This is a genomic window from Pseudomonas sp. 7P_10.2_Bac1 (genome assembly GCF_025465935.1).
GTDB lineage: Bacteria > Pseudomonadota > Gammaproteobacteria > Pseudomonadales > Pseudomonadaceae > Aquipseudomonas.
The window spans coordinates 26,732-52,178 of record NZ_JANLNV010000057.1; the positions used below are offsets into that span (position 1 = coordinate 26,732).

Consider the following 25,447-nt stretch of genomic DNA (forward strand, 5'->3'; position numbering starts at 1 on the left):
GCGCTTCTGACCAAACGACAGGCTCTATGGCTTGGCCACGTGCCACACACCGCCTTTGCCGTCGCCGGTCTTGTCACCGGCCTTTGTGTCGCCTTTGAAGGTGTACAGCGGCTTGTCCTTATAGGCCCACTGCATCGAGCCATCATCGCGCTTGATCATCTGCCAGTCGCCCATGTCCTTGTGCTCGCCCTGCACCTTCAGTGGCGGCCAGTTCACGGCACAGGTGTCATTGCACATCGATTTACCGTCCGCATCCTTGTCGTACGTGTAGAGCGTCAAGCCGACGTGATCAACGAGGAAGCCGTCCTTGACCATCGCCGGGTCCTGCGCAAAGGCCAGACCCGGCAGTGCCAGCGCAGTAGCGACCAACAATGCCTTCAGGGAAGTAGTGCGGTAAGTCATCGGAATCGTCCTTTATGTGGTTGTACGATTTGAGAACAAAGCGTAGTCCACTAATCCGTACAGCGCTTTTACCCCCAAAGTTGTCACACGACTGCAATAATTCCGTTATCTAATGCGCCACAAGACAGTTAAATGACACGAGGATTACGGCATGGTTGGCAGGAGCATTTTGATCGTAGATGACGAGGCACCGATCCGCGAAATGATCGCAGTGGCCTTGGAAATGGCGGGCTACGACTGCCTGGAAGCTGACAATGCCCAGGACGCTCATGCCATCATCGTGGACCGCAAACCTGACTTGATCCTGCTGGACTGGATGCTCCCTGGCGGCACATCGGGCATCGAACTGGCCCGTCGCCTCAAGCGCGAAGAGCTGACCAACGATATTCCGATCATCATGCTCACCGCCAAGGGCGAAGAGGACAACAAGATCCAGGGCCTGGAAGTCGGCGCTGACGACTACATCACCAAACCGTTTTCTCCCCGTGAGCTGGTTGCTCGCCTCAAGGCCGTGCTACGCCGTGCGGGCCCGGCCGATAACGAATCACCCATCGAAATCGGCGGCCTGCTGCTCGATCCCATCAGCCACCGCGTGACCATCGACGGCACCCCTGCCGACATGGGCCCTACCGAATACCGCCTGCTGCAATTCTTCATGACCCACCAGGAGCGCGCCTACACCCGTGGCCAATTGCTCGACCAAGTGTGGGGCGGCAACGTGTACGTAGAAGAACGCACCGTCGACGTCCACATCCGTCGCTTGCGCAAAGCCCTCGGCGAAGCGTATGAAAATCTGGTACAAACCGTGCGCGGCACTGGTTATCGATTTTCTACAAAGGCTTAAAAAGCAGCAGCAAGCTATCAGCTTCAAGCTTGGAGCCGCCCGGCTTCAGCTTGCTGCTTGACGCGTGCAACGTGCAGCTCACCACGGGACGTGTGACTTGAACCAAAACTGGCATGGCACTCTGATTCGCCATCTATTGCTTCTGATTACCGGTTGCCTGTTGATCGGGCTGATCAGTGGTTATTACGGCTGGAGTCTGGTCGTCGGTCTTGGCCTCTATCTGGGCTGGACGCTCAAGCAGCTGCTGCGCCTGCATGACTGGCTGCGCAATCACCAACCCGACGAAGCGCCGCCCGACGGCTACGGTCTGTGGGGTGATGTGTTTGACAACATCTACCACCTGCAACGCCGCGACCAGCGGGTACGCGGGCGCTTGCAAGCGGTGATTGACCGCGTGCAGGAGTCGACCGCAGCCCTCAAGGACGCCGTGATCATGCTCGACAGCCACGGCGACCTCGAATGGTGGAACCGCGCCGCCGAAACCCTGCTGGGCCTCAAGACCCCGCAAGACAGCGGGCAACCGGTCACCAACCTGGTGCGTCATCCACGCTTCAAGGAATATTTCGACAAAGGCAACTACGCCGAACCGCTGGAAATTCCTTCGCCGGTTAACGATCACCTGCGCATCCAGCTCTACATCACCCGCTACGGCAACAATGAGCACCTGATGCTGGTGCGTGACGTCACGCGTCTCCATCATCTGGAACAAATGCGCAAAGACTTCATCGCCAACGTGTCGCACGAACTGCGTACACCCCTGACGGTGATCTGTGGCTACCTGGAAACCCTGCTCGATAACGTCGAAGACGTGAACCCGCGCTGGAAACGCCCGCTGTCACAAATGCAGCAACAAGGTGAGCGCATGCAGACACTGCTCAACGACCTGCTGTTGTTGGCCAAGCTCGAAGCCACGGATTACCCCTCGGATAACCAGCCGGTGCCCATCGACACCTTGCTGCGCTCGATCAAGGGCGACGCGCAGGCGTTGTCCGGGCAACGCAACCAGACCATCACTCTGGACATCGAAACCGACATCGGTCTCAAGGGCAGCGAAGCCGAGCTGCGTAGCGCGTTTTCCAACCTGGTGTTCAACGCCGTCAAATACACCCCGGACGGTGGCTCTATTCGGATTCGCTGGTGGGCAGACCACCTCGGCGCGCACCTGAGCGTGCAGGATTCCGGTGTAGGCATCGACAACAAACACCTGCCACGCCTGACCGAGCGCTTTTACCGTGTGGACTCCAGCCGCAACGCCAGCACCGGCGGTACGGGCCTGGGCCTGGCCATCGTCAAGCATGTACTGTTGCGCCATCACGGGCATCTGGACATCAGCAGCGTACTGGGACACGGCAGCACTTTTACCTGCCAATTCGCCCCGGTACAGGTCATCAAACCCAGGATTCAGGCGTCCGCCAGCTGACACATGTGGCAAAAGCCCACTAGGCAAGCACCGCATCAGCCGCTACATTGCTTGGCCGGGGCCTGTTTTTTCAGGCCCTGAAACCCTCAACTCGTTGAAATATCGGAACCCGTAAAACTCCATCATGGACCCTTCCCCTGGTTTGACCCTCGCTACACTCTTCGCCGACTTCGGCATGATTCTTTTTGCTCTGATCCTGGTGTTGCTCAACGGCTTTTTCGTTGCGGCCGAATTTGCCATGGTCAAACTGCGTTCGACCCGCGTCGAAGCCATCGCAGACGTGAACGGCTGGCGCGGCCAGATCCTGCGCACCGTGCACAATCAACTCGACGCCTACCTGTCCGCCTGCCAGCTGGGTATCACCCTGGCCTCGCTGGGTCTGGGTTGGGTCGGCGAGCCAGCTTTCGCCCACTTGCTGGAGCCGCTGCTTGGCGCCCTCGGTGTCCAATCGCCGGAAGTGGCCAAAGGCGTATCGTTCTTTACCGCCTTCTTCATCATTTCTTACCTGCACATCGTGGTCGGAGAGCTGGCACCTAAATCCTGGGCCATCCGCAAGCCCGAGACCCTGTCGCTGTGGACCGCCGTGCCGCTGTACCTGTTCTACTGGACCATGTACCCGGCGATTTACCTGCTCAACGCCAGCGCCAACGCTATTTTGCGCATTGCCGGCCAAGGCGAACCCGGCGCTCATCACGATCACGCTTACAGCCGTGAAGAACTCAAGCTGATCCTGCACTCCAGCCGTGGCCAGGACCCCAGCGACCAAGGCATGCGTGTACTGGCCTCGGCCGTTGAAATGGGCGAGCTGGAAGTGGTCGACTGGGCCAATTCGCGCGAAGACCTGGTGACCCTGGACTACAAGGCCCCGCTCAAGGAAATCCTGGCACTGTTCCGTCGCCACAAATTCAGCCGCTACCCGGTCTACGACGCCGACACCAACACCTTTGTCGGCCTCTTGCACATCAAAGACCTGCTGCTCGAACTGGCCGACCTCGATCACCTGCCCGAAACCTTCAATCTTGAAGAACTGATCCGCCCGCTGGAACGCGTATCGCGCCACATGCCGCTGGCCCAGTTGCTGGAGCAGTTCCGCAAGGGCGGCGCACATTTTGCGCTGGTGGAAGAAGCCGACGGCAAAGTGGTGGGTTACCTGACCATGGAGGACGTGCTCGAAGTGCTGGTGGGCGACATTCAGGACGAACACCGCAAGGCCGAACGCGGCATCCTTTCCTACCAGCCGGGCAAACTGCTGGTGCGCGGCGACACGCCTTTGTTCAAGATCGAGCGCCTGCTGGGCGTCGACCTGGACCACGTTGAGCCAGAAACCATCGCGGGCCTGATCTACGACACGCTTAACCGCGTGCCCGAGGAAGAAGAACAACTGGAAGTGGAAGGCCTGCGCATCATCGTCAAAAAGATGAAAGGTCCGAAAATCGTTCTGGCCAAAGTGCTGAAGCTCAACTAACCCGGCCCTCCAGTAGGAGCGGGCTTGCCTCGCGATCTTTTGAGCGTTTAAAAGATCGCGAGGCAAGCTCGCTCCTACGGTGAAAATGCAAATGTTTCACAAATGTTTCAACGCTGCGCCAGCTGTGCGATGCTGGCGTTCTGCTCAATTGCCGACTACAGCTTAAGAAACATCTGTAAGAACGGCCCGCAGCTATCTGATCCTTCAAAGTATCCAACACAGGGAGCCAGCATGCTGACCCTGCTCAATCTACTCTCCGCCGTGACCCTGCTGATCTGGGGCACGCACATCGTGCGAACCGGCATCTTGCGGGTCTACGGCACCCAATTGCGCCATGTCATTGGGCAGAACGTGTCCAGGCCGATCCTGGCCTTTATTGCCGGGATCGTGGTCACCGCCATGGTGCAAAGCAGCAACGCCACGGCCCTGCTGGTGACCTCCTTTGTCGGCCAGGGCCTGATGGCGCTCACACCCGCACTGGCGACCATGCTCGGCGCCGACGTCGGGACCGCGCTGATGGCCAGGGTGTTGACCTTCGACCTGTCGTGGCTGTCACCGCTGCTGATCTTTCTCGGTGTGATTTTCTTCCTGTCGCGCAAGCAAACCCGTGCGGGGCAACTGGGCCGGGTCGCCATTGGCCTGGGCTTGATCATTCTGGCGCTGCAACTGATCGTCGAGGCCGCCTCGCCCATCACCCATGCCCAAGGCGTCAAGGTGATTTTCGCCTCGCTGACCGGCGACCTGTTGCTCGATGCGCTGGTCGGCGCGGTGTTCGCGATGGTCTCGTACTCCAGCCTCGCCGCCGTGCTGCTGACTGCGACCCTGGCCGGGGCCAGCGTCATCAGCCTGCCGGTGGCCGTTGGCCTGGTGATCGGCGCCAACATCGGCAGCGGTGTGCTGGCATTCCTCAGCACCAGCATGCAAAACACCGCCGGGCGCCAAGTGGCGCTGGGTAGCCTGCTCTACAAATTGATCGGTCTGCTGCTGATCATGCCCGTGCTCACACCGCTGGTGCACTGGATGGACAGCCTCAACTTCCGGGCCCAGGAACTGGTCATCGGCTTTCACTTGCTCTACAACACCACGCGCTGTTTCTTGATGCTGCCAACCATCGGCATCATGGCGCGTGTATGTGCCCGGTTATTGCCCGAGCGTGAGCTGGCCAACGGCAGCGTGACACCCCGCCACCTCGACATGACGGCACTCGATACGCCTGCCCTTGCACTGACCAACGCCGTGCGCGAGACCCTGCGCATTGGCGACCTGATCGACACCATGTTGGTCAATATGCTCGACGTTCTGCGCGGCAAACAAACGTCGATGACCCAAGAAATGCGCACCCTCAGCGACGAGGTCGAAGTGCTCTATAGCGCGGTCAAGCTGTACCTGGCACAAATGCCTCGCGAAGACCTGGGTGAACACGACAGTCGGCGCTGGGCCGAGATCATCGAACTGGCGATCAACCTCAAACTGGCCAGCGACCTGATCGAACGCATGCTGCGCAAAGTCCAACAACAGAAAACGTCGCAACGCCGTTCGTTCTCGGCCTCGGGGCTGGAAGAACTGGTCGACCTGCAAACCCAGCTCATCGAAAACCTGCGCCTGGGCCTCACCGTGTTCCTGAACTCCGACCCCCAAAGTGCTCGCCAACTGCTGCGCGAAAAACGCCGCTTTCGCGCACAAGAGCGGCGTCTGGCCCACGCCCACGTGAGCCGCCTGCAACGCAAAATCACCCAAAGCATCGAAACCAGCTCCGTACACCTGGAGCTGATCGCCGACATGCAGCGCCTAAACTCGCTGTTTTGCGGCAGCGCCTACGTGGTGCTGGAAAATACCGATACGGGTGCCCTGGAGGCCGATGACAACACCGACACCCTGCAATCATCCTGAACGTTGCACGACCGTGTGTTGTCAGTCTGTTAGCAGCGTCTAACCTGCTAAAGCAGGTGCAAGACGCCACTTGCCCTCTCAAAACGGATTCAGAGATCCAGGGATTTTTATGCGTTGCCTGCTGTTTATCTGCGCGCTGCTGGGAGCAGCTCAGAGTTTTGCCCTCGACCGCTACAGCGTTGAGGGCTATCAATTGCCCAACGGCTTGCAAGTGATCCTCAAGCCCGGCTACGAACGTGACCATGTGGCCATTCGCCTGGTGGTCGGCGTGGGCATGGATGACTTCACCTGCGCCGATCAACAACTGCCGCACCTGCTCGAACACCTGCTGTTCAGCGGCATCGACGACACTGGCGAAGGCGGGCTGGAAGCGCGCATGCAAGCGCTGGGCGGTGAGTGGAATGCCTACACGAGCAATGCCGACACCACCTTCGTGATCGAAGCTCCGGCAAAAAATCAGCGCAAGATTCTCGACCTGCTACTGAGCCTGCTGACCCGCACGCAACTGACCGAACAACGCATCAGCGAGGCCAAGCAAGTGGTTGAGCGCGAAGACGGCGGCCATTACTCGCACCTGCAGCGCTGGCTGGACCGCCAGGACCTGGGGCACAGCGCCAGCAACCAATTGGCCGTGGAGCTGGGGCTTAAATGCGCCGAGCGTGCCGAGGTGCAAAACCTCACAGGCAAAGAACTCGAAGCCGTGCGCAACACCTGGTACGCCCCCAACAACATGACGCTGATCATGGTCGGCGACCTGGATCGCCTGCTTCCGGCATACCTGGAGCGCACCTACGGCGCCCTCGACCCGGTGGAGCCCAGCGAGCATCTACCGCTGCCGGGCATTGAAGGTAAGGCGCAGAGCGAGCGCACTTTGGTGCGTAGCGTGGTCGGTGATACTGCCACGTTGCACTGGCTATTGCCGGAGCCGGTGATCGAAGACCAGAACGATGAAACCTGGGACCTGTTGCGCGATTACCTGGAATGGTCGCTGTACAGCGAACTGCGGCTCAAGAACGGGTTGTCCTACGGGCCTTGGGCCGAGCGCGAAGTCTTCGGCGGTGTCAGCTTTCTGAGCCTCAATGCCGACCTCGCCCGCGATGACGTCGCCCAGGCGCGTCAGGTCATGGGCGAGCTCAAAGACCGGTTGCTCAAGGACGGCCTGGACCCTGAAACCTTTGCCCGCCTCAAGAACGCAGCCGTAGCGCGTCAGGCCTGGGGCGTTCAAGGCAACAGCGCCCTGGCCGACTACTACTGGAGCGCCTTGGGCGATTACGACGACGGTCGCTTTGCGGACCCCTCCAAACGTTTGCAAGCCGTGACGCTGGAGCACGCCAATCACGCAGTACGCGCCGTGTTTGCCGAGCCGGGCTACGTGCGTATCGAGAAACCCCTGTTCAGTTACAACGGGCTGAGTGTGGCCCTGGCCGCGGTGTTCGGCGTGTTAGTCCTCCTGATCGTGGGCTGGCAACTCTGGCGTCACGGTAAGCGTTGATTGGCTAAGCCTGTAACAGTTTGATACCGTAAAAATCATTGCCTATTCGCGGCTGATCAATCAGCCGCCCGCGTGCGGAGAATTCAGCGTGAGTGAACGTTCCAACCCTTGGCAGTTACAAACCATCGTCAGCCAATTGCGCACGGCACGTAACCAGTGGCGTTCGCAAAACGGCCGTGTGAGTGGTGAACTGGGCGGCCGCGAGCTGCCTTCACGTGCCGCGATGGCCGAGATTCTTGAAGCCCTGTGCGGGGCGTTGTTCCCGATGCGCCTGGGCCCGGTCGATCTTCGCGAAGAGAGCGAAGACTTTTACGTCGGCCACACCCTCGATGTAGCGTTGAATGCCCTGCTGGCCCAGGCACGGCTGGAGCTGCGTTACGCCGCGCGCCAGGCCGGGCTGCCGGATGACGGCGTGGACGAGACCGCGACTGTGTTGATCCAGGATTTTGCCCTGGCCTTGCCGCGCCTGCGCAGCATCCTGGACAGCGACGTGCTGGCCGCCTACCACGGCGACCCGGCGGCGCGCAGTGTTGATGAAGTCTTGCTGTGCTATCCGGGCATTCTGGCAGTGATCCATCATCGCCTGGCCCACCACATGTACCGTGCGGGTTTGCCGTTGCTGGCACGTATCAGTGCGGAAATCGCCCACTCCTCGACTGGCATCGACATCCATCCGGGCGCGCAGATCGGCCGCAGCTTCTTTATCGACCATGGCACAGGCGTGGTGATTGGAGAAACTGCGATCATCGGCGAACGCGTACGTATCTACCAGGCTGTGACCCTGGGCGCCAAGCGCTTCCCGGCGGACGAGTCGGGCCAACTGCAGAAAGGCCACCCGCGCCATCCGATTGTGGAAGATGACGTGGTGATCTATGCCGGAGCGACCATTCTGGGGCGCATTACCATCGGCAAGGGCTCGACGATTGGCGGCAACGTCTGGCTGACGCGAAGCGTGCCGGCAGGCAGCAACCTGACCCAGGCCAATTTGCAGCATGACGACGGCTCGCAGAAATAAGACCGCGTGATGCCCTGGCCCTCACCCTAGCCCTCTACCGGAGGGAGAGGGAACCGATTGGGGGCTCAGGTCGATGTACGGCCACACGACGCGCCTTGTTACCTAGGGCACCCGTGCACTCGAAAGCCAAATCTTTGTTCGTCATCGTCAGCAATTGCGGGTGGTGTGGCGGGAGAATCAGGTGTGGTGTTGCGCACGAAATCTTGGTCGCTTGATGGACCGCACGTTAGGCACAAAAGGACTCAACAAACTGGATGCCGATCAGCATCAGGAAACGACACACATCACCTGTAGGAGCGAGCTTGCCTCGCGATCTTTTGATCTTTAGCAGATCGCGAGACGAGCTCGCTCCTACAGGTTTTTAGCGTTAAACCGCGCGAGCGGTCCGCACACCTTCGGCCAGGGCGGCGCACAAGCTCAGCACGCCATCGACCGCTTGCTCCGGGGTAGCGGCATTTTCGATTTTGTCGATCAAGGCCGAGCCCACCACAACACCATCCGCCAAGCGGGCAATCGCCGCCGCTTGCTCAGGCGTGCGAATCCCGAAGCCCACGCTGATCGGCAAGTCGGTATGACGGCGCAGACGCGCAATCGCTTCGCTCACCTGGTCGGTGGTCGCAGAACCGGCGCCAGTCACGCCCGCCACCGAAACGTAGTACACAAAGCCCGAGCTGCCGTTAAGCACTTTAGGCAACCGCGCATCGTCGGTGGTCGGGGTGGTCAGGCGGATGAAATCCAGGCCCGCCGCCTGCGCTGGGTCGCACAGTTCCGAATTGTGCTCGGGCGGCATGTCGACCACGATCATGCCGTCTACGCCCGCCGCCTTCGCGTCAGCGATGAATTTAGGCACACCGTAATGGTGGATCGGGTTGAAGTAGCCCATCAGCACCAGCGGCGTGTCGCTGTTGCCTTCGCGGAACTCGCGCACCATTTGCAGGGTTTTCGCCAGGTTCTGCTTGGCACCCAGCGCACGGATGTTGGCCAACTGGATCGCCGGACCGTCGGCCATGGGATCGGTGAAGGGCATGCCCAGTTCGATCACGTCAGCGCCCGCAGCGGGCAGGCCTTTGAGGATGGCCAGCGAGGTGGCGTAATCCGGGTCACCGGCGGTGATAAAGGTCACCAGCGCGGCACGATTCTGTTTTTTGAGTTCGGCAAAACGCGTTTGCAGGCGGCTCATCAGTGTTTCTCCTGCTGGGACTGCTCTTGCTGAGAGCGTTCAACGTGGTGCATGACGGTTTGCATGTCTTTGTCGCCTCGGCCAGACAAGTTGACCACCATCAGGTGATCGGCGGGCAGGGTCGGTGCGCGCTTGAAGACTTCGGCCAGCGCGTGGGCGCTTTCCAGGGCCGGGATGATGCCTTCGAGGCGGCAGCAGGTGTGGAATGCTTTGAGTGCTTCGTCATCGGTGACCGAGGTGTATTGCACACGGCCAATGTCGTGCAACCACGCGTGTTCCGGGCCGATACCAGGGTAGTCGAGGCCCGCCGAGATCGAGTGGGCGTCGATGATCTGGCCATCGTCATCTTGCAGCAGGAAGGTGCGGTTACCGTGCAACACACCCGGCTCGCCGCCGTTGAGGCTGGCCGCGTGCTTGCCGGTTTCGATGCCGTAACCGGCCGCTTCTACACCGATGATTTCAACGCTGGTGTCGTCCAGGAACGGATGGAACAGGCCCATCGCGTTGGAACCGCCGCCAATGCACGCCACCAGGCTGTCCGGCAGGCGGCCTTCCTGGGCTTGCATCTGCTCGCGGGTTTCCTTGCCGATCACGGCCTGGAAGTCGCGGACCATCGCAGGATAAGGGTGCGGGCCAGCCACGGTGCCGATCAGGTAGAAAGTACTGTCGACGTTGGTCACCCAGTCACGCAGCGCTTCGTTCATGGCGTCTTTCAAGGTGCCAGTGCCGGCCACGACCGGGATCACTTCGGCGCCCAGCAGTTTCATGCGGAACACGTTGGCCTGTTGGCGCTCGATGTCGGTGGTGCCCATGTAGATCACGCATTGCAGACCAAAACGCGCAGCCACGGTGGCGGTGGCCACGCCGTGCATGCCCGCGCCGGTCTCGGCGATGATGCGTTTTTTGCCCATGCGCCGCGCCAGCAAAATCTGGCCAATGCAGTTGTTGATCTTGTGCGCGCCGGTGTGGTTCAGCTCTTCGCGCTTGAGGTAGATCTTGGCGCCGCCGCAATGCTCGGTCAGGCGTTCAGCAAAGTACAGTGGGCTTGGGCGGCCCACGTAGTCGCGCTGGAAGTAGGCCAGCTCTTTGATGAACTCAGGGTCTTTTTTTGCCAGTTCGTATTCGCGATCCAGGTCGAGGATCAGTGGCATCAGGGTTTCAGCGACGTAGCGGCCGCCGAAGGAGCCGAACAGGCCATTGTCGTCCGGGCCGTTACGCAAAGTGGATTGGGTCATGTGACGCTCCAGATAAAGAGGTGCGAAGGTCGATGGACCTGACTTTACGCGCGACAAGCCCGGATGAAAACCGATAAGATCGCCACAACCTGTCAGGAAAACTCACAGATACCATGAGCCGAGATCTTCCGCCCCTTAACGCCCTGCGCGCGTTCGAAGCCACTGCCCGCCTCAACAGCGTCAGCCAGGCGGCTGAGCAGCTTAACGTCACCCACGGTGCCGTTAGTCGGCAAATAAAAGTGCTTGAAGAGCACTTGGGCGTAAGTCTGTTCGTCAAGGAAGGTCGCGGCCTCAAACTCACAGACGCCGGTGTTCGGCTGCGTGACGCCAGCAGCGAGGCGTTTGACCGCCTGCGCAACGTGTGCACTGAACTCACGCAAAGCCATAGCGACGCGCCTTTTGTACTCGGCTGTTCTGGCAGTTTGCTGGCGCGCTGGTTTATCCCGCGGCTGGGCCGTTTAAAAGCCGATTTGCCGGATTTGCGTTTGCACCTGTCGGCCGGTGAAGGCGATCTGGACCCACGTCGCTCGGGCTTGGACGCATGGCTGGTGTTTGCCGAGCCGCCATGGCCAACCGACATGCAGGTGTACGAATTGGCCAGCGAACGTATCGGCCCGGTGCTGAGCCCAAGGTACGTCCATTACCCGCAGTTGTGTCAGGCACCTGCCAGCGCCCTGCTGGGCGAACCCCTACTGCACACCACTTCGCGACCACAGGCATGGCCGAGCTGGGCGCAGCAAAGCGCGATCAATGTCGGGGATCTGAAGTACGGGCAAGGGTTTGAGCATTTGTACTACTTGCTCGAGGCCGCCGTGGCAGGCCTGGGTGTGGCGATTGCTCCCGAGCCGTTGGTGGCTGAGGACTTGCGGGCGGGACGCCTGACTGCGCCTTGGGGCTTCAAGCAAACCCCGGCGCAGTTGGCGTTATGGGTGCCCAAGCGCGTCGCAGATGGACGCGCTCGGCAACTGGCGCAATGGCTCAAGGCTGAGCTTGCGCAGGATTAGTTACGCTTGCAGAGCAGAAATGCCGCCAGCAAGCCCAACGCGCCCAGTGCAACGCCGGCCGTGGCATACGGATGCTCTTGGGCATATTCGCGGGTAGCGATGGCGGTTTCACGGGTTTTGTCTTTCACCTCTTCATACGCATCGCTGAGCAGGTGACGCGAATGTTTCAGTGCGTTTTCAGCATTGCTTTTGAGGGCACCAAGGGTCTTCTTGGACTCGTCAGAAGCGTCGTGCTTGAAGCTCTCCAGCGCCTTGAGCAGGCTCTCGATCTCGGCTTCCATGCTTTGCAATGAGGCTTTACGTGAAGTATTGCTAGCCATTAGGGCTCTCCTGCATTGATGAGTGAGGGTGCGTGTTAAGTCCGACTACAGTGATATCAAAAAGTGCAAAAAACCTGAACTTTTCCTTCTCAACTGCCCACGAAGTATCAGCAGACTCGCTGCTAGGCTTTGATTGACGTCAAAAGGAGAACGTTATGTCTGACCATCACACCTACAAGAAAATCGAACTGGTAGGCTCGTCCCCGAGCAGCATAGAAGACGCCATCAGTAATGCACTGGCCGAAGCCAACAAAACCATCAAACACTTGGAATGGTTTGAGGTGCTAGAGACCCGCGGGCACATCAAGGACGGCAAGGTGGCGCACTATCAAGTAACGCTCAAGGTCGGTTTCCGGATTGCCAGCATCTGATCCAGGTCAGACTTTTGGTCCAACAAACTGGCCGATTGCCACAAAGTCCGCTAAACCGTCTGGGTGCGACATGAGCCTTCGTGTCGTACCCATTTTGTTTTGATCTGGGGAACTGACCGATGAAAAAGATTTTAGTGGCTGTAGGTTTATTGAGTCTGGCGGGCACTGCTTTCGCAGCGGGCAAGCCTTGTGAAGAACTGAAAAGCGAAATTGCTGCGAAGATTGATGCCAATGGCGTCCCGCATTACACGCTGGAAATCGTCGACAAGGGCACGGGGCCTCAGGACAAGAAAGTCGTGGGCTCGTGTGAAGGCGGTACCAAAGATATCGTTTACAAGCGCGGCTAACACCTTGTAATACACCTGTAGGAGCGAGCTTGTCTCGCGATCTTTTGATCGTTTAAAAGATCGCGAGGTAAGCTCGCTTCTACAGAAGCGGCTTAGGCCTCTTTCATTACTTGCGACAGCAGTTCGTAGGAACGAATGCGGTCTGCATGCTCATACAGGTCACAGGTAAAGATCAGCTCGTCCGCCTGAGTCTGCTCAACCAGCACTTGCAGTTTGGCCTTGATCTTCTCGGGGCTGCCGATCATCGCCAAGCCCAAAAAGCTCATCACTGCGTCTTTCTCATGGGGCAGCCACAGCCCATCCATGCTCTTCACGGGTGCGCGTTGAACCAGGCTCTGCCCGCGCATCAAGGCCAAGATCCGCTGCAGCACGGAAGTGGACAGGTAATCAGCCTGCTCATCGGTATCAGCCGCGACCAGTGGTACACCCAGCATCACATACGGCTTGTCGAGCACCGCTGATGGCTTGAAGTGATTGCGATATACCCGAATGGCTTCGTGCATCAAACGCGGTGCGAAATGTGATGCAAAGGCGTAGGGCAAGCCACGTTCACCAGCCAGTTGCGCACTGAACAGGCTCGATCCGAGCAGCCACACGGGCACGTTGGTGCCAGTGCCAGGCATGGCAATCACGCGCTGATCCGGGGTGCGCGGGCCCAGGTAACGCACCAGTTCGGCGACGTCTTGGGGGAAGTCATCGGCGCTACCGGAACGCTCACGGCGCAGGGCCCGGGCGGTCATTTGATCGGAGCCTGGCGCACGCCCAAGACCCAGGTCGATACGGCCGGGGTACAGGCTTTCGAGCGTGCCGAACTGTTCGGCAATCACCAGCGGCGCATGGTTGGGCAGCATCACGCCGCCCGAGCCGATGCGAATGGTCGAGGTGCCACCGGCCAGATAACCGATCAGGACCGAGGTCGCCGAGCTGGCAATGCCGTCCATGTTGTGGTGCTCAGCGACCCAAAACCGGTTGTAGCCAAACTTTTCTACGTGTTGGGCCAAATCCAGCGAGTTGTGCAACGACTGGGCGGCGCTGCCGTTTTCGCGAACAGGTACCAAGTCGAGGGTCGAGAATTTGACATCAGACAATCGTTTCATCAGCCGGCTACTCCAAGTGAGGTGCAGGTTCAGACACTCGCTAAAACCTGCCAGTGCTTATTGCAATATGGGCATATACCCGAGTTTCAATGGCATTGATGATATGAGCCACAAAAAAATGCGATTTGTCCGACAGGATGAACTTTGTGGAGCCGACTACCCTCACAACTCCAGTCAAGGCGTGAAACCTTCACGCCGTTCTTCAGGAGGCACGTATGAGTATTAAAAAGACTGCATCGGCTCATTGGGCTGGCGACCTTAAAACCGGTATCGGCTCCATCTCCACTGAAACTGGCGTACTGCGCGAAGCGCCGTACGGCTTCAAGGCACGTTTTGAGGGTGGCAAGGGCACCAACCCTGAAGAACTGATCGGCGCCGCCCATGCCGGATGTTTCTCGATGGCGCTGTCGATGATTCTGGGAGATGCCGGGCTCAAGGCCGACAGCATCGACACCAAGGCTGAAGTGACACTGGATCAAGTGGACGGCGGCTTTGCAATCACGGCGGTGCACTTGGTCCTCAAGGCCAAAGTGCCGGGTGCGACCCAGCAGCAGTTCGATGAGCTGACCAAGAAGGCCAAAGAAGGTTGCCCGGTCTCCAAGGTACTGAACGCCAAGATCACCCTGGACGCGACCCTGCTGGGCTGACCAGTGGACTAAACGTACGCCCCGCCTGCAGGCGAGCGGGGCGGCGTTGACCCGGACAGTACGCAGACGACGCCGAATGTGATCGAATAGCCGCCGATTGCGTCAGACCATCACTGTGCGTTTTGCTTGAAGGGAGTCTCACCATGAAACGTTTTGCGTTAGCAGTAATCAGTTGCACGTTGGCCACGTCGGTATTCGCGGCACCCAAGCCCTGCGAAGAATTAAAAGCTGAAATCGAAGCCAAGATTCAGGCCAACAACGTGTCGTCCTACACGCTTGAAATCGTTACCAATGAAGAAGTACACGACCAGAACATGGTTGTCGGCTCGTGCGAAAACGGCACCAAAAAGATCATCTACCAGAAAAACGATAACTGAGTCTTAGGGCAGGCAGTTAACCAGCCGCTCCTCGGCCAGCACCTTGCCTTCGGCGTTGTACAACCGAGCGTAAGCGTTGAAGCCCAGCGAGCGCGCCTGCAGCCGGTAGCGCTGGCCGGGCTGGAAATCTGCATAGTTGACCGTTATATAGCAAAGCCGCTCTTGCGGATCGCTGAACATGCCCATCCCGCCGATAAACACCTCGTAATCAAAACGCACCATCAATTCGTGGCTGCCTGGCGTCACCTGAAAAAAACGGCCGTCATTAAGGCGCTGGTTATCCAGACGCTCAGCCATGATCAGCTTGCCGGTTTGGGTGTCCAGGTCGATCCAGGCCATGTTCGGGTCGTGCGGCGGCAATGGCGTGCTGGCACAAGCGCTGAGCAAGCAGGCCGTGAGCAAGAGCAAAAACGTGCGCATGGTGGTTTCCATCAAGGTGTGAGGCGTAAGCATAGCGCCAGACCGCCAGTGAGAGCTGCCGAATCCTGCGAACTTTTATTCAGGGGGTTGTGAAAAAGGTCAAAAGATCGCAGCCTTCGCCAGCGCCTACAGGATCGCTCTATGCCGCTGATAACCCGCTGTCTGCTCACCCTTGTGTTGTTGGCGCTGCTCAACGGCTGCTACTACACGCAACTGGTCACCGGCCAAATGCATGTGTTGCAGGCCCGCGAACCAGTGGCCAAGGTGGTGGACGACCCTGAGCGCGATCCCGTTTTGCGCGAGCATCTGGCCAAGTCCCAGGCGGCCCGAACCTTCGCCAGCGAACACTTGAAGCTGCCCGACAACCAAAGCTATCGCCGGTACGCCGATCTCAAGCGCCCGTTCGTGGTGTGGAATGTGTTTGCGACCCCAGAATTCTCTCTCGATCCGGTCACCTATTGCTTCCCGGTTGCCGGGTGCGTGGCCTACCGGGGTTATTACTCGCAGGGCGCAGCCCGGGGTGACGCCGCGCTCAAGCGCCAGCAAGGCATGGACGTGTTTGTCAGCGGCGTTGAGGCCTACTCCACCCTGGGCTGGTTTGATGACCCGATCCTCAACAGCATGCTGAACTGGGGTGATGAGCGACTGGCCACACTGATTTTTCACGAACTGGCGCACCAGCGTTTCTATGTGAAGGACGATACGGAGTTCAACGAATCATTTGCCAGTTTCGTCGAGCAGGAAGGCACGCGCCAATGGCGCGCCTACCAAGGGCTGCCGCCCGCCAATGAAGCGGGTTTGCAGCAACGCGATCAGTTTATTGGCTTGATACTGCAGACGCGCCAGCGCTTGCAACAGCTATACCTGCAGCCTTTGTCTGCCACCGAGATGCGCCAGCGCAAGGCGGCGGAGTTTGAGCGGATGCGCAGCCAGTACCGTGAGCTGCGTGACCAGCATTGGGGGGCAAACAACCGCTACGACGCGTGGATAAATGCCCCCATGAACAATGCCAAGCTGCTGCCCTTCGGGCTGTATGACCAATGGGTGCCGGCCTTTGCGGCGTTGTTCAAACACACCGGCGGCGATTGGGCGAAGTTTTATAGCGAGGTTGAAACGCTTGGCAAACTTCCACCGTTGCAGCGCAAGGCCGCACTGCGCCAGTGGGCCGGACCTCTAACGACCACACTTAAACCTTGGGGCTGAGCCAGTTCTTGACCACGCAAGAGGCGAACGGGCTGGTGCTGCACGCGCCACTGGCCAAGGCTAAACGCAGTTTCGGGATGTCGGCTTGCATCATGTAGTCGACGCCATCCTTGAAGTGCGTGTTTTCACCAAAGCCACCTTGGGTCATTTCTTTCAGGGCGTCTTCTTTGCTCCAGTCCTGCACGACTACGCGGTACATCGCCGCCATCAAGCCCGTGCGGTCGACACCATGCTTGCAATGCATCAGCACCGGCCCATGGGCCTGAGCCGTTTGAATGGCGCGCAAGGCAGCCAGCACATCGGTGTCATCGACGTGATTGGTGCGGTACGGCAATTGGACTTGCTCAACGCCTGGTTTTTTCAACCAAGCGCTGTCGGGCTCGGACAAGAAGTTGATCACGGTGCCGATGTGCAGTTTGTCCAGCAGCGGCTGGGCCTGGTCATCCGGCAAGGCGCTGCGATACAGCGTAGGGGACATCTGATACAGGTTGTATTGCGCATCCACAGGCTGCGCCCACTGGGGTGGCCGGGCCACGGCAAAATCTTCAGCCATGGCCTGAGGCAGCGTAAACGCCGCCCATAATGTCAGGCACAGGGCAGGGAAAAACCGGGCTTTGGGCATGTCGGCGCAACCACTTCGATCAAAGGTTCAGGAGGTGGCGCTAGAGTGAGTTAAGCCTGATCAAAACTGTGTGAGCCAATTGTCAAAAAATCGTGATGCAGCCCTTACTGCGGGGGCGTTTCAGCCTCCAGCCACTTTTCTGACAAGGCGGCCAGACGGCCATCGGCCTTGATGCGTTGCAAGGCTTTGTCCAGGCTGCCCTGAAACGCCGGGTTGTCTTTCTGGAAGGGAATCGCCAGCTCTGGCGATGTTAAATATGGCTCGCTGAAATCGAACCGATCTTGAAGTTCTGGAGTCAAAGCGATGTGATTGATCGCTACGTCGTACTTGCCGCTTTCAACACCTGACAGCAGGTCAGCACTGTCAGTGACCAAGAGGGAGGAATGGACCTCCAGCTCCTGAGCCAACATCTCACCCAGCTCGACGTCAAAACCGGTTAAACGGCCGTCCTGTTTGAAGCTGAAAGGTGGCAGGTTGCCTTCAAGGGCAATACGCAACTCCCCCCGATCGTTGACATCGTCCATCAGTTCGGCGTGAGCAAAAGGGCTCGCCAATGGCAATAAAAGCATCAGACCTGGCAGAAAACGCATGGTCACTCCTTTGAATTTAATGAAAGCGATTCGCACTTGGCGCTCGCTTTGCTTTATGTTGATCAACTGCGGCGTTGGACAGCAGATCAGCTCAAAGTTGTGCATGCCCGAAGATTTTTTCAAAAACCGGAGAAACAAATGAAAGCTCTACTGTCTCGTGTTGCGTTGACTTCTGTGTTGATGGGCGCTTCGGTTCTGGCGTTTGCCGCCACCCCGGCCCCGGAAGGCGCAACAGTCACCATTCTTTCGCCGGCCGATGGCGCTACGGTGGATAAAACCTTCACCGTGAAATTCGGCATTGAAGGCATCGACCTCAAGCCCGCTGGCGATCCGGCTCCGCACTCTGGCCACCACCACCTGCTGGTGGATGTAGACCAACCGATTGCTCCAGGCCAAGTCATCCCGACCGATGATCATCACCTGCATTTCGGCAAGGCGCAGACCGAGACTCAACTCACCCTGACGCCAGGCAAGCACACCTTGCAGCTGGAGCTGGGTGACACCGGCCACCAGGCGTTCGAACCGGTGATCGTCTCCAAGAAAATCACTGTGAATGTGAAATAAAAAAAGGGAGCCCTGAAAGGGGCTCCCTTTTTTATTCGCACCAAACTGCAAGTAGGAGCAGAAGCCAAACGGCTCTAGCCCTTACTTGCCGCTTGTAACTGCCTTAGAACAACACGCGGCAGCGAATAGTGCCGTTGATGGTCTGCAGCTTGGCTTGCGCCAGGTCGGAGTACTCGGCGTCGACGTCGATTACTACATAACCCACTTTTTCGTTGGTTTGCAGGAACTGACCGGAGATGTTGATCCCGTTTTCGGCGAAGACCTTGTTGATCTCGCTCATCACACCCGGAATGTTCTCGTGGATGTGCAGCAAACGGTGCTTGCCAGGGTGAGCCGGCAAGGCCACTTCCGGGAAGTTCACAGACGATACGGACGTACCGTTGTCGCTGTACTTGACCAGTTTCTCTGCCACTTCCAGACCGATGTTGGCTTGGGCTTCAGCGGTCGAGCCACCGATGTGCGGGGTCAGGATCACGTTGTCCAGGCCACGCAGCGGGCTTTCGAACACGTCGTCGTTGGAACGCGGCTCAACCGGGAACACGTCGATAGCAGCGCCGATCAGGTGCTTGTCCTTGATCGCGTCAGCCAGGGCATCCAGCTCAACCACGGTGCCACGTGCGGCGTTGATCAGAATGCCGCCCTTTTTGATGGCGCGGATTTCTTTCTCGCCGATCATCCACTGGGTGGCTGGCGTTTCAGGGACGTGCAGGGTCACGATGTCGGACATGCCCAGCAGTTCGTGCAGATTGCCCACCTGAGTGGCGTTGCCCAATGGCAGCTTGGTGACGGTGTCATAGAAGAACACCTGCATGCCCAGACCTTCAGCCAGTACCGACAGCTGAGTACCAATCGAACCGTAACCAACGATACCCAGCTTTTTGCCACGGATTTCGAAGGAATTGGCCGCGCTCTTGATCCAGCCACCACGGTGGCAGGAAGCGTTCTTCTCAGGGATGCCGCGCAGCAGCAGGATCGCTTCAGCCAGCACCAACTCGGCCACCGAACGGGTGTTGGAGTAAGGGGCGTTGAATACAGCGATACCGCGTTCGCGAGCAGCGTTGAGATCGACTTGGTTGGTGCCAATGCAGAAACAACCAACAGCAACCAGTTTCTTGGCGCAGTCGAACACTTCTTCGGTCAGCTGGGTACGAGAACGGATGCCGATAAAGTGGGCATCAGCGATCTTTTCCTTCAGCTGGGCTTCAGGCAAGGAACTGGTGATGTACTCAATACTGGTGTAGCCAGCAGACTTCAGTACTTCAACAGCGGATTGGTGGACGCCTTCTAAAAGAAGGAACTTGATCTTGCTCTTATCGAGAGAAGTCTTGCTCATCTGCGTAAACCTGTGTCCCAGAGAAAAAATGGCAGGGAATGGACAGCCTGAGCTGACCTGGCCGGCGTGAAGACCGGCACCGTGAATCGTCCTACGGCTCGATTCTACGGGGGGGTCGTATGCTAGCATAAGCGCCCCGCTAAACACCCATTCCTGCGACGTGAAGCGTACTCAGGATGACCATGAATTGTTCGAGAGTTCTGTTGATGACCCATCCTGCCGTGATTGAAGAGCTGAAGACCCTGGTAGAGCCTGGCAAGGTTTTGACCGATGCTGACTCCCTTAATGCTTACGGCAAGGACTGGACCAAGCATTTCGCGCCCGCGCCCACCGCCATTGTGTTTCCGAAAACCATCGAGCAGGTGCAGGCCATCGTACGTTGGGCCAACACTCACAAGGTCGCGCTGGTGCCGTCGGGCGGGCGCACCGGGCTGTCGGCGGCGGCGGTTGCGGCGAACGGCGAAGTGGTGGTGTCATTCGATTACATGAACCAGGTGCTGGACCTCAACCTGACCGACCGCACAGCGGTCTGCCAGCCGGGCGTGGTCACCGAACACCTGCAAAACCTGGCGCAAGACAACGGCCTGTACTACCCGGTGGATTTCGCCTCGGCCGGTTCCAGCCAGATTGGCGGCAACATCGGCACCAATGCCGGCGGGATCAAGGTGATTCGCTACGGCATGACCCGCAACTGGGTCGCGGGCATGAAGGTCGTGACCGGCAAGGGTGACGTACTGGAACTGAACAAAGACCTGATCAAGAACGCCACCGGCTATGACATGCGCCAGCTGTTTATCGGCGCCGAAGGCACCCTAGGTTTTGTCGTGGAAGCCACCATGCGCCTGGACCGGGCACCAAAAAACCTGACCGCCATGGTGTTGGGTACGCCGGACTTCGACTCGATCATGCCGGTGCTGCACGCCTTCCAGAACAAGCTTGATCTGACTGCATTTGAGTTCTTCTCTGACAAGGCACTGGCCAAAGTCATGGCCCGTGGCGACGTGCCTTCGCCATTCGACACCGATTGCCCGTTCTATGCCCTGCTGGAGTTTGAAGCGACCACAGAAGAAGTGGCCAGCGCCGCCCTGGAAACCTTCGAGCACTGCGTGGAGCAAGGCTGGGTGCTGGACGGCGTGATGAGCCAGAGCGAAACCCAGTTGCACAACCTGTGGAAGCTGCGCGAGTACATTTCCGAGACCATTTCGCACTGGACGCCGTACAAAAACGACATCTCGGTGACCGTCTCGAAAGTGCCGGCCTTCCTGAAAGAAATTGACGCCATCGTCGGCGAGTACTACCCGGATTTCGAGATTGTCTGGTTCGGCCACATTGGCGATGGCAACCTGCACTTGAACATTCTCAAGCCCGAGAACCTGAGCAAAGACGAGTTCTTTGCCAAGTGCGCGACCGTCAACAAGTGGGTATTCGAGACCGTCGAGAAGTACAACGGCTCGATCTCGGCCGAACACGGCGTGGGCATGACCAAGCGTGACTACTTGACCTACAGCCGCTCGCCGGTTGAGATCGAGTACATGAAAGCCCTCAAGGCCGTATTCGACCCGAACGGCATCATGAACCCAGGCAAGATTTTTGCGGTTTAATTAACCCCCAAAACCTGTAGGAGCGGGCTTGCCTCGCGAGCTTTTAACGATCAACAGATCGCGAGGCAAGCTCGCTCCTACACAGTCAGCAACCCCCAGCGGAGTCGATCCATGAGCTATCAGCACCAATACGTCGACGGTACCCGGATTCACTTTCCTATCGGCAAAGTGGTGTGCATCGGACGTAACTACGCCGAGCACGCTAAAGAGCTGGATAACCCGATCCCGACTGAGCCGCTCTTGTTCATCAAGCCCGGCAGTTGTGTCGTGGGCACCGAAGGCGGCTTTGCCATTCCGACCGAGCGCGGTTCGGTGCATTACGAAGCCGAAATTTCGGTGCTGATCGGCAAGCCGTTGTCGAACAACCCAAGCGCTGAAGAAGTGCTGGACGCAATCTCAGGCTTCGCCCCGGGCCTGGACCTGACCCTGCGCGACAAGCAATCCGAGCTCAAGAGCAAGGGCCTGCCGTGGGAAGTCGCCAAATCGTTCGACGGCGCCTGCGTGCTCGCACCTTTTGTGCAAAGCGCCGAGTTCAAGGACCTGGCAGACATCGGCATCCGCCTGACCATCAACGGCGAAGTGCGCCAGGACGGTAACAGCGCGCTGATGCTCAACCCGATTGTGCCGATGATCCAGTACATGGCCGCGTGCTTCTCGCTGCAAGCGGGCGACGTGATCATGACCGGCACTCCGGTCGGTGTTGGCCCGTTGAACGTGGGCGATGAGCTGGTGCTGGAACTGACAGGCGTTAGCCGTTTCGAAAGCAGCGTGCGTTAAGCCATAACGCCGCGCCGACTTTCATCGCGAGCCAACCCGCCCCACAAGGTTAGAGCAAAAATCTGTGGGGGCGGGCTTGCTCGCGATGGGGTCACCATTGAGCAATCCCCAGCACGCCAACCCCGCTAAACCGTTATTCTGTCGTGGATTTTTCCTACGCAGAATGTGAACCACCGAATGCCAAACTGGAACCACTACGTACAGCGCGTCCTGGAGTTGATGAAGCGTTATCCAGGGCTGATTGCGCTGTTCGGTTTTTGCTCGGGGGCGGGCAGCTTTATTTTGGTGGACCGCCAGCAAGGCATGGCCCGCTGGGTCGCGGTGATCCTGCTGGTGAGCTGGGTCTGGCTGATGCTCGAAAACACCCTGACCCAATGGTTTGCCCGCGTCTTCAAACGCGAAATCCCCCCGCCTTTACTGCGCTATGCCACGCAGATGATCCATCAGGAAAGCCTGTTTTTCGTCCTGCCGTTTTTTTTCATCACCACCACCTGGAACAGCGGCCAACTGGTGTTTACCGGGCTGTTGGGCGCCGCAGCGCTGGTGACCATCACCGATCCGTTGTATTACAAATGGCTGGCTCCCCGACGCTGGCTGTACCTGGGCCTGCACACACTGGCCCTGTTCGCGGCACTCCTGACCGCGCTGCCGATCATTCTCAATCTGACCACCGCCGAAAGTTACAAGCTGGCGCTGGGCACCGCCGTAGTGCTGTCGATCCCGAGCATGGCGGTCAGCCTGCCGCTGAAAACCTGGCGCGGCTGGCTGGTGCTGCCACTGATCGTCCTCGCGCTGGGTGGCACCGGCTGGCTGCTACGCTCTTGGGTGCCGCCAGCGACGCTATGGATGACTGAAGTGGCGGTCACCACACAAGTACAGAGCCGCACCCCCGGCGAGAGCATCAAGCAGATCAGCGTGAGCCAACTGCGCAGTCAGGGCCTGTATGCCTATACCTCGATCAATGCCCCGCGCGGCCTCAACGAACGCATTTACCACGTGTGGCAGCTCAACGGCCAAGAAGTTGATCGCATCGCCCTGGATATCCACGGTGGCCGCAAGGAAGGTTACCGGGCCTGGACCCACAAACTGAACTTCCCGCCTAACCCGGTCGGGCGCTGGCAGGTGAAAGTGTTGACCGAAGACGGGCAAATGATTGGCGTGCTGCGGTTCAAAGTTACCGACACAGATCAATCCGCGCCCACCGATATACAGGCAAACTGAAACACTTTTACAAGAGTGTGCTATTACATAAGGTCTGCGTTTAAGCGTACTGAGCATGGAGCCTACGACTATTACTGCCATGGCGGGCGATGCCCAACTAGACACGTCAAGTAACCCGGCGCGGCTGATCATCAGTGGCCAATGGACGTTGGCCAACTATGCCCGGCTCAAGAAGCTGACTGAAGAGCTGGCCGGCAAGTACGACGCCAGTACCCAGATTGACCTTGATGACGTGTCCCGCCTCGACACCGCGGGTGCGTCGCTGCTGGTTGAATTGCTGGGGGCCGAGCGCGTCAGCCAACTGGCCGACAGTGCCACCAAACTCCCCGAGGCCGATCGCGCCCTGCTGCAAACCGTGTATTCCTCGATGCGCGACTTCTGCGTACCGGTCAAGGCGGTCGAAATCAATATCGGCCTGCTGCTGCTGAGCCGGATCGGCAGCGCGGTCTACACCTTGTGGCAAGACTCCCTGCAATTGCTGGGCTTTATCGGGGTGATTCTGCAAACCCTGGCCCGCAACCTGTTGCGCCCCAAGCAATGGCGCATTACGCCGGTGGTGGCGCAAATCGAGCAGATTGGCCTCAATGCCACGCCGATTGTGGCGTTGCTGACCTTTATGGTGGGCGCCGTGGTGGCGTTTTTGGGGGCCACGGTCCTGGCCAACTTTGGCGCCGGGATTTACACCGTCGACCTGGTGGCGTTTTCATTTCTGCGGGAGTTTGGCGTGTTGCTCACCGCCATCCTGCTGGCAGGCCGGACGGCCAGTTCGTTTACTGCGCAAATCGGCTCGATGAAGGCTAACGAAGAGATCGACGCGATCCGCACCCTGGGCCTCGATCCAATGGATTTGCTGGTGTTACCACGGGTGCTGGCGCTTCTGATCGCCCTGCCGATGCTGACCTTCCTGGCCATGATGGCCGGCATTTTGGGTGGCGCGGTGGTGTGCGTGGTGTCGCTGGGCATCTCGCCGGACATGTTTATCTCGATGCTGCATTCCGACATCGGCGTTAAAAACTTTTTGGTGGGCATGGTCAAGGCGCCGTTCTTTGCGTTTTTGATTGCCGCCGTCGGTTGCCTTGAGGGCTTCAAAGTCAGCGGCAGCGCCGAATCGGTAGGCGCACACACCACCTCCAGTGTGGTGCAGTCGATCTTTATCGTGATCCTCCTCGACGCCGTGGCCGCGCTGTTCTTTATGGAGATGGGCTGGTGAGTACGCCAACAAACACGCCCCGCGAGGCGGTGATCGAAGTGCGCGACCTGTGCAATCGGTTTGGCACCCAAACCGTGCACGAACACCTCAACCTGGATGTGTATAAAGGCGAGATTCTTGGCGTGGTGGGCGGCTCCGGCACGGGTAAATCGGTGCTGCTGCGCAGTATTGTCGGCCTGAGGCGCCCCACTGAGGGTGAAGTACGCGTGTTCGGCAAAGACCTGCTGAGCTTGTCCGAAGCCGAACGCTCGCTGATTGAACGGCGCTTTGGCGTGCTGTTCCAGCAAGGCGCGCTGTTTTCCTCGCTGACGGTCACCGAAAACATCGCCATGCCCTTGATCGAGCATGCCGGGCTGAGCCGCCCCGACGCAGAGCACTTGGCGCTGGTCAAGTTGGCACTGGCCGGGTTGCCGCTGTCGGCGGCCGACAAGTACCCGTCGGCGCTGTCTGGCGGGATGATCAAGCGCGCTGCCCTGGCCCGTGCCTTGGCGCTGGACCCGGACATCCTGTTCCTCGACGAGCCCACTGCCGGGCTTGATCCGATTGGCGCCGCGGCGTTCGACCAACTGATCCTGACCCTGCGTGATGCGCTGGGCCTGAGTGTGTTCCTGGTCACCCACGACCTCGACACGCTCTACACCATTACGGACCGGGTCGCGGTGTTGTCGCAAAAACGGGTGTTGGTCGCCGCGCCCATCGCTGAAGTCGAAAACTTCGACGACCCGTGGATTCATGAGTATTTCCATGGCCCTCGTGGCCGCGCCGCGTATGAAGCGGCAACCCAGCGTAAGGAGCAATGA

27 protein-coding genes are annotated in these 25,447 nt (G+C 58.9%); 18 read left to right on the forward strand and 9 right to left on the reverse strand.

Annotation, left to right across the window (positions count from 1 at the left end; genetic code table 11):
* Positions 1 to 24 precede the first annotated feature (24 nt).
* Positions 25 to 402, reverse strand: a complete 378-nt coding sequence (locus tag NTD86_RS09445; RefSeq protein ID WP_262201941.1) for a hypothetical protein — start codon at positions 400 to 402, stop codon at positions 25 to 27.
* 151 nt (positions 403 to 553) lie between these two features.
* On the opposite strand from NTD86_RS09445, the gene phoB reads away from it, so the two are divergent.
* From phoB to epsC, 6 genes are all read left to right on the forward strand, one after another.
* On the forward strand, positions 554 to 1,246 hold the full coding sequence (gene phoB, locus NTD86_RS09450; protein ID WP_048371134.1) for a phosphate regulon transcriptional regulator PhoB: 693 nt from the start codon (positions 554 to 556) through the stop codon (positions 1,244 to 1,246).
* Between the two features lie 97 nt (positions 1,247 to 1,343).
* Positions 1,344 to 2,666 carry a phosphate regulon sensor histidine kinase PhoR gene (gene phoR / locus NTD86_RS09455; RefSeq protein ID WP_262201942.1) on the forward strand — a complete coding sequence of 441 codons (1,323 nt, stop codon included), beginning with the start codon at positions 1,344 to 1,346 and terminating at the stop codon, positions 2,664 to 2,666.
* Between the two features lie 124 nt (positions 2,667 to 2,790).
* Positions 2,791 to 4,131, forward strand: coding sequence for a hemolysin family protein (locus NTD86_RS09460; protein ID WP_262201943.1), 1,341 nt, complete (start codon positions 2,791 to 2,793; stop codon positions 4,129 to 4,131).
* 231 nt (positions 4,132 to 4,362) lie between these two features.
* The gene (locus NTD86_RS09465; RefSeq protein WP_262201944.1) at positions 4,363 to 6,021 is read left to right on the forward strand and encodes a Na/Pi cotransporter family protein; all 1,659 of its coding nucleotides are present in this window, start codon (positions 4,363 to 4,365) and stop codon (positions 6,019 to 6,021) included.
* Positions 6,022 to 6,130: 109 nt separating this feature from the next.
* The gene (locus tag NTD86_RS09470) at positions 6,131 to 7,513 is read left to right on the forward strand and encodes a M16 family metallopeptidase (RefSeq protein ID WP_262201945.1); all 1,383 of its coding nucleotides are present in this window, start codon (positions 6,131 to 6,133) and stop codon (positions 7,511 to 7,513) included.
* Between the two features lie 88 nt (positions 7,514 to 7,601).
* The gene (gene epsC, locus NTD86_RS09475; protein ID WP_262201946.1) at positions 7,602 to 8,528 is read left to right on the forward strand and encodes a serine O-acetyltransferase EpsC; all 927 of its coding nucleotides are present in this window, start codon (positions 7,602 to 7,604) and stop codon (positions 8,526 to 8,528) included.
* Between the two features lie 367 nt (positions 8,529 to 8,895).
* On the opposite strand, the gene trpA is transcribed toward epsC, so the two are convergent.
* Both trpA and trpB read right to left on the reverse strand, forming a co-directional pair.
* Positions 8,896 to 9,708, reverse strand: a complete 813-nt coding sequence (trpA, locus tag NTD86_RS09480; protein WP_262201947.1) for a tryptophan synthase subunit alpha — start codon at positions 9,706 to 9,708, stop codon at positions 8,896 to 8,898.
* Positions 9,708 to 10,943, reverse strand: coding sequence for a tryptophan synthase subunit beta (gene trpB / locus NTD86_RS09485; RefSeq protein ID WP_262201948.1), 1,236 nt, complete (start codon positions 10,941 to 10,943; stop codon positions 9,708 to 9,710). Before trpB ends, trpA begins: the two co-directional genes overlap by 1 nt.
* 113 nt (positions 10,944 to 11,056) lie before the next feature.
* Here trpB and NTD86_RS09490 point away from each other — a divergent pair, with 113 nt between their 5' ends.
* A complete protein-coding gene (locus NTD86_RS09490) occupies positions 11,057 to 11,947 on the forward strand; it encodes a LysR family transcriptional regulator (protein ID WP_262201949.1) in 891 nt (296 codons plus the stop codon).
* On the opposite strand, the gene NTD86_RS09495 is transcribed toward NTD86_RS09490, so the two are convergent.
* On the reverse strand, positions 11,944 to 12,267 hold the full coding sequence (locus NTD86_RS09495) for a YqjD family protein (RefSeq protein WP_262201950.1): 324 nt from the start codon (positions 12,265 to 12,267) through the stop codon (positions 11,944 to 11,946). The two genes, NTD86_RS09490 and NTD86_RS09495, sit on opposite strands and share 4 nt — an antisense overlap.
* 155 nt (positions 12,268 to 12,422) lie before the next feature.
* On the opposite strand from NTD86_RS09495, the gene NTD86_RS09500 reads away from it, so the two are divergent.
* Positions 12,423 to 12,638, forward strand: a complete 216-nt coding sequence (locus NTD86_RS09500) for a dodecin (RefSeq protein ID WP_262201952.1) — start codon at positions 12,423 to 12,425, stop codon at positions 12,636 to 12,638.
* Between the two features lie 119 nt (positions 12,639 to 12,757).
* Positions 12,758 to 12,985 (forward strand): DUF1161 domain-containing protein, encoded by a 228-nt coding sequence (locus NTD86_RS09505; RefSeq protein WP_262201953.1) that lies wholly within the window; start codon positions 12,758 to 12,760, stop codon positions 12,983 to 12,985.
* 92 nt (positions 12,986 to 13,077) lie between these two features.
* Here NTD86_RS09505 and NTD86_RS09510 read toward each other — a convergent pair whose 3' ends face one another.
* The gene (locus NTD86_RS09510; RefSeq protein ID WP_262201955.1) at positions 13,078 to 14,082 is read right to left on the reverse strand and encodes an LLM class flavin-dependent oxidoreductase; all 1,005 of its coding nucleotides are present in this window, start codon (positions 14,080 to 14,082) and stop codon (positions 13,078 to 13,080) included.
* 215 nt (positions 14,083 to 14,297) lie between these two features.
* Here NTD86_RS09510 and NTD86_RS09515 point away from each other — a divergent pair, with 215 nt between their 5' ends.
* Together NTD86_RS09515 and NTD86_RS09520 are read left to right on the forward strand one after the other, a co-directional pair.
* On the forward strand, positions 14,298 to 14,729 hold the full coding sequence (locus tag NTD86_RS09515) for an OsmC family protein (protein WP_262201956.1): 432 nt from the start codon (positions 14,298 to 14,300) through the stop codon (positions 14,727 to 14,729).
* A 143-nt stretch (positions 14,730 to 14,872) separates the two neighbouring features.
* Complete coding sequence (locus NTD86_RS09520) at positions 14,873 to 15,106, forward strand: DUF1161 domain-containing protein (RefSeq protein WP_262201957.1); 234 nt, start codon at positions 14,873 to 14,875, stop codon at positions 15,104 to 15,106.
* 3 nt (positions 15,107 to 15,109) lie between these two features.
* Here NTD86_RS09520 and NTD86_RS09525 read toward each other — a convergent pair whose 3' ends face one another.
* On the reverse strand, positions 15,110 to 15,526 hold the full coding sequence (locus NTD86_RS09525; protein WP_262202019.1) for a hypothetical protein: 417 nt from the start codon (positions 15,524 to 15,526) through the stop codon (positions 15,110 to 15,112).
* 141 nt (positions 15,527 to 15,667) lie between these two features.
* Between NTD86_RS09525 and NTD86_RS09530 the strand changes: the two genes are divergently transcribed.
* Positions 15,668 to 16,729 carry an aminopeptidase gene (locus NTD86_RS09530; protein WP_262201958.1) on the forward strand — a complete coding sequence of 354 codons (1,062 nt, stop codon included), beginning with the start codon at positions 15,668 to 15,670 and terminating at the stop codon, positions 16,727 to 16,729.
* Here the strand turns inward: NTD86_RS09530 and NTD86_RS09535 are convergent.
* Together NTD86_RS09535 and NTD86_RS09540 are read right to left on the reverse strand one after the other, a co-directional pair.
* Positions 16,713 to 17,351 carry a dual specificity protein phosphatase family protein gene (locus NTD86_RS09535; RefSeq protein WP_262201959.1) on the reverse strand — a complete coding sequence of 213 codons (639 nt, stop codon included), beginning with the start codon at positions 17,349 to 17,351 and terminating at the stop codon, positions 16,713 to 16,715. The two genes, NTD86_RS09530 and NTD86_RS09535, sit on opposite strands and share 17 nt — an antisense overlap.
* Before the next feature lie 104 nt (positions 17,352 to 17,455).
* Positions 17,456 to 17,941 (reverse strand): transporter substrate-binding domain-containing protein, encoded by a 486-nt coding sequence (locus tag NTD86_RS09540; RefSeq protein ID WP_262201960.1) that lies wholly within the window; start codon positions 17,939 to 17,941, stop codon positions 17,456 to 17,458.
* Positions 17,942 to 18,079: 138 nt separating this feature from the next.
* Between NTD86_RS09540 and NTD86_RS09545 the strand changes: the two genes are divergently transcribed.
* The gene (locus tag NTD86_RS09545) at positions 18,080 to 18,505 is read left to right on the forward strand and encodes a DUF4399 domain-containing protein (protein ID WP_262201961.1); all 426 of its coding nucleotides are present in this window, start codon (positions 18,080 to 18,082) and stop codon (positions 18,503 to 18,505) included.
* A gap of 103 nt (positions 18,506 to 18,608) precedes the next feature.
* Here the strand turns inward: NTD86_RS09545 and serA are convergent, their stop codons facing one another.
* A complete protein-coding gene (gene serA, locus NTD86_RS09550; protein WP_262201962.1) occupies positions 18,609 to 19,838 on the reverse strand; it encodes a phosphoglycerate dehydrogenase in 1,230 nt (409 codons plus the stop codon).
* A gap of 206 nt (positions 19,839 to 20,044) precedes the next feature.
* On the opposite strand from serA, the gene NTD86_RS09555 reads away from it, so the two are divergent.
* The 5 genes from NTD86_RS09555 (at position 20,045) to NTD86_RS09575 (ending at position 25,447) form a co-directional block, all read left to right on the forward strand.
* Complete coding sequence (locus tag NTD86_RS09555; RefSeq protein WP_262202020.1) at positions 20,045 to 21,439, forward strand: FAD-binding oxidoreductase; 1,395 nt, start codon at positions 20,045 to 20,047, stop codon at positions 21,437 to 21,439.
* 111 nt (positions 21,440 to 21,550) lie between these two features.
* Entirely contained in the window at positions 21,551 to 22,216 is a 666-nt protein-coding gene (locus tag NTD86_RS09560; protein WP_262201963.1) for a fumarylacetoacetate hydrolase family protein, read from the forward strand.
* A 177-nt stretch (positions 22,217 to 22,393) separates the two neighbouring features.
* Positions 22,394 to 23,437, forward strand: a complete 1,044-nt coding sequence (locus NTD86_RS09565) for a DUF2914 domain-containing protein (RefSeq protein ID WP_262201964.1) — start codon at positions 22,394 to 22,396, stop codon at positions 23,435 to 23,437.
* Positions 23,438 to 23,516: 79 nt separating this feature from the next.
* Positions 23,517 to 24,647 carry an ABC transporter permease gene (locus NTD86_RS09570; RefSeq protein WP_262202022.1) on the forward strand — a complete coding sequence of 377 codons (1,131 nt, stop codon included), beginning with the start codon at positions 23,517 to 23,519 and terminating at the stop codon, positions 24,645 to 24,647.
* Positions 24,644 to 25,447, forward strand: coding sequence for an ABC transporter ATP-binding protein (locus tag NTD86_RS09575; protein ID WP_410016968.1), 804 nt, complete (start codon positions 24,644 to 24,646; stop codon positions 25,445 to 25,447). The genes NTD86_RS09570 and NTD86_RS09575 overlap by 4 nt, the downstream gene beginning before the upstream one ends.

Excerpts from the sequence above, each read along its gene's own strand:
- trpA (WP_262201947.1), bottom strand. The coding sequence starts at position 9,708 with ATGAGCCGCCTGCAAACGCGTTTTGCCGAACTCAAAAAACAGAATCGT.
- NTD86_RS09500 (WP_262201952.1), top strand. The coding sequence starts at position 12,423 with ATGTCTGACCATCACACCTACAAGAAAATCGAACTGGTAGGCTCGTCC.
- NTD86_RS09490 (WP_262201949.1), top strand. The coding sequence starts at position 11,057 with ATGAGCCGAGATCTTCCGCCCCTTAACGCCCTGCGCGCGTTCGAAGCC.
- phoB (WP_048371134.1), top strand. The coding sequence starts at position 554 with ATGGTTGGCAGGAGCATTTTGATCGTAGATGACGAGGCACCGATCCGC.
- serA (WP_262201962.1), bottom strand. The coding sequence starts at position 19,838 with ATGAGCAAGACTTCTCTCGATAAGAGCAAGATCAAGTTCCTTCTTTTA.
- NTD86_RS09520 (WP_262201957.1), top strand. The coding sequence starts at position 14,873 with ATGAAACGTTTTGCGTTAGCAGTAATCAGTTGCACGTTGGCCACGTCG.
- NTD86_RS09530 (WP_262201958.1), top strand. The coding sequence starts at position 15,668 with ATGCCGCTGATAACCCGCTGTCTGCTCACCCTTGTGTTGTTGGCGCTG.
- NTD86_RS09460 (WP_262201943.1), top strand. The coding sequence starts at position 2,791 with ATGGACCCTTCCCCTGGTTTGACCCTCGCTACACTCTTCGCCGACTTC.
- NTD86_RS09465 (WP_262201944.1), top strand. The coding sequence starts at position 4,363 with ATGCTGACCCTGCTCAATCTACTCTCCGCCGTGACCCTGCTGATCTGG.
- NTD86_RS09470 (WP_262201945.1), top strand. The coding sequence starts at position 6,131 with ATGCGTTGCCTGCTGTTTATCTGCGCGCTGCTGGGAGCAGCTCAGAGT.
- NTD86_RS09495 (WP_262201950.1), bottom strand. The coding sequence starts at position 12,267 with ATGGCTAGCAATACTTCACGTAAAGCCTCATTGCAAAGCATGGAAGCC.
- NTD86_RS09505 (WP_262201953.1), top strand. The coding sequence starts at position 12,758 with ATGAAAAAGATTTTAGTGGCTGTAGGTTTATTGAGTCTGGCGGGCACT.
- NTD86_RS09540 (WP_262201960.1), bottom strand. The coding sequence starts at position 17,941 with ATGCGTTTTCTGCCAGGTCTGATGCTTTTATTGCCATTGGCGAGCCCT.
- NTD86_RS09510 (WP_262201955.1), bottom strand. The coding sequence starts at position 14,082 with ATGAAACGATTGTCTGATGTCAAATTCTCGACCCTCGACTTGGTACCT.
- NTD86_RS09525 (WP_262202019.1), bottom strand. The coding sequence starts at position 15,526 with ATGCGCACGTTTTTGCTCTTGCTCACGGCCTGCTTGCTCAGCGCTTGT.
- NTD86_RS09445 (WP_262201941.1), bottom strand. The coding sequence starts at position 402 with ATGACTTACCGCACTACTTCCCTGAAGGCATTGTTGGTCGCTACTGCG.
- NTD86_RS09565 (WP_262201964.1), top strand. The coding sequence starts at position 22,394 with ATGCCAAACTGGAACCACTACGTACAGCGCGTCCTGGAGTTGATGAAG.
- NTD86_RS09545 (WP_262201961.1), top strand. The coding sequence starts at position 18,080 with ATGAAAGCTCTACTGTCTCGTGTTGCGTTGACTTCTGTGTTGATGGGC.
- trpB (WP_262201948.1), bottom strand. The coding sequence starts at position 10,943 with ATGACCCAATCCACTTTGCGTAACGGCCCGGACGACAATGGCCTGTTC.
- NTD86_RS09555 (WP_262202020.1), top strand. The coding sequence starts at position 20,045 with ATGACCCATCCTGCCGTGATTGAAGAGCTGAAGACCCTGGTAGAGCCT.
- NTD86_RS09570 (WP_262202022.1), top strand. The coding sequence starts at position 23,517 with ATGGCGGGCGATGCCCAACTAGACACGTCAAGTAACCCGGCGCGGCTG.
- NTD86_RS09515 (WP_262201956.1), top strand. The coding sequence starts at position 14,298 with ATGAGTATTAAAAAGACTGCATCGGCTCATTGGGCTGGCGACCTTAAA.
- NTD86_RS09535 (WP_262201959.1), bottom strand. The coding sequence starts at position 17,351 with ATGCCCAAAGCCCGGTTTTTCCCTGCCCTGTGCCTGACATTATGGGCG.
- NTD86_RS09560 (WP_262201963.1), top strand. The coding sequence starts at position 21,551 with ATGAGCTATCAGCACCAATACGTCGACGGTACCCGGATTCACTTTCCT.